At 43.5% G+C, this 2,186-nt stretch carries 2 protein-coding genes; both read left to right on the plus strand.

Going from position 1 to position 2,186, the window contains the following annotated elements:
* Nucleotides 1-679: RagB/SusD family nutrient uptake outer membrane protein (locus AC1DPZ_RS25860; RefSeq protein ID WP_477408908.1), on the plus strand; the 679-nt coding region annotated here is incomplete at its 5' end.
* Nucleotides 680-730: 51 nt separating this feature from the next.
* Nucleotides 731-2,056, plus strand: coding sequence for a BNR repeat-containing protein (locus AC1DPZ_RS25865; RefSeq protein WP_477408910.1), 1,326 nt, complete (start codon nucleotides 731-733; stop codon nucleotides 2,054-2,056).
* The last annotated feature ends 130 nt before the right edge of the window (nucleotides 2,057-2,186 follow it).

The following is a 2,186-nucleotide window of genomic DNA, read 5'->3' on the forward strand; positions in this document are numbered from 1 at the left end:
TGTTTGGGGTRCTGCCTATTACAATATCAGCGGATTGGCGATTTGCGATTCATTGGGCGGCCGTAGCATTGGCAGGCTGAGGCTTAGTAACTGGGTTTTATATGGTTTATATTCAACCGGCGATATGCGTAATTCTCAGTACAGCATTAAAAGAAAATATTACTATAATGATCCAACCAAGCCCGCGCTGTTAGGTAAGCCGGTGCCATTTACCGGACCGGATACCTTGTATAAAATATGTCCAAGTACAACCAAATGGGGCGCATTTGATCCTAATGACACCTTTGGCTATGCCATGATTAAGGATTTTATCATGATGCGTTTAGGCGAAACCTACCTGTTACTGGCAGAGGCCCAGGTAAAGCAGGGTAAAACTGCGGATGCTGCCGTATCAATAAATGCTTTAAGAACCAGGGCAAACGCGCCGCAGGTTACAGCAGACCAAATGACGCTGAACTTTGTTTTAGACGAACGTGCCCGTGAGCTGATTGGTGAAGAAAACCGCAGGATGACTTTAATGCGAACCGGTACCTTAGTTGACCGTGCACAGCGCTTAAATGCCAACGATGTACAGCACCCAACAACCGGGCTGGCAGCTAAAAATTTATTGTTACCTATACCTTTAACAGAAATTCAATTAAATAAAGATGCTGTTTTAGAACAGAATCCGGGTTATTAATATGTTTACATTAGTATGTGGCAATTTACCATTGCCACATACTTTAATTTTATGATCAAAAACCTATTTAAACATCTCCTTATTTGTGCATTAATCTGCGGTTACAAACCGGTAAATGCACAGGTAAATACCGTAAAAATCAGCACCATAGGATTGGGCTGGGCTAATAATTCGGTCAATACAGTTATCTTTCGTAAAAACTCCCTTGTTACTTTTAAAGGCGAACAATATGCTGCCTACTATAACAATGACCAGTATATTGTATTGGCAAAAAGAAAAAGCGGGACTGTTAAATGGCAAACCAAGCTTACCCCTTATAAAGGCGATGCAACCGATGCACATAAAGACATCAGCATTATGGTTGATGGGGCAGGCTATCTGCATATGGCATGGGGACTTCATAACCAGCCGTTAAATTATGTAACCGGCATAAAACCGGGAAGCCTTACTTTATCGACTCCCAAACCTATGACAGGGATTGATGAAAACCGGGTAAGCTACCCCGAATTTTACAGGTTGCCTAAGGGCGATCTGTTGTTTCTTTACCGGGATGGCGCTTCGGGAAATGGTAACCTGGTGTTAAACAAGTACAGTGTAGTTACTCAAAAATGGGTAAATATTCAAAACAAATTAATTGATGGCGAAGGCAAGCGTAATGCTTACTGGCAAATGGCCATTGATGCAAAGGGAAGCATCCACCTGTCGTGGGTATGGCGCGAAAGCCCGGATGTATCCAGCAATCATGATATGTGTTACGCCCGCTCAAAAGATGGTGGCTTAACCTGGGAAAAGTCGACAGGCGAACGGTATGACCTGCCGATAACGGCAGCTACCGCCGAATACGCGTGTACAATCCCTCAAAAAAGTGAATTGATTAACCAGACATCCATGTTCATTGACGAAAATGGCACCCCTTTTATAGCTACCTACTGGCGGGAAGAAGGGCAAACCATCCCGCAATACCACATTATATATAAAAGTAAGGGCATGTGGAAATATAGTGATATGGGTTTCCGGAAAACTGCTTTTAGTTTAAGCGGGATGGGAACCAAAAGCATACCTGTATCGCGCCCGCAGGTTGTTGCCTGGCAACAGGGTAAAGCCCTTGCGGCAGCCCTCATTTTCAGGGATGCCGAGCGTGGCGATAAAGTTTCTATAGCGGTAACGCATAACCTGGATGAAAACAAGTGGGCTGTTAGTGATCTCTCCCCATTTGACGTTGGCGCATGGGAACCAACCTATGATACCGAATTGTGGAAGGATAAAAAAATACTCAACCTGTTTGTACAAAAAGTAGTGCAGGTAGATGGTGAAGGCAAGGCCAACATAACCTCCCAGCCGGTGCAGGTATTGGAATGGAAGCCTGCTGATAATTAATATTAAAAATATGAAATTCAAAAATATATTAAGCTGTTGCCTGGCCCTGTTAATATTTAACCAGGTTTGCGCGCAAACTAAACCATCAAACGGTTTTGCCGATAGAAAACTATGGCTGGCTTACATGGAT

It is taken from the genome of Mucilaginibacter sp. P4_G9, from assembly GCF_056400985.1.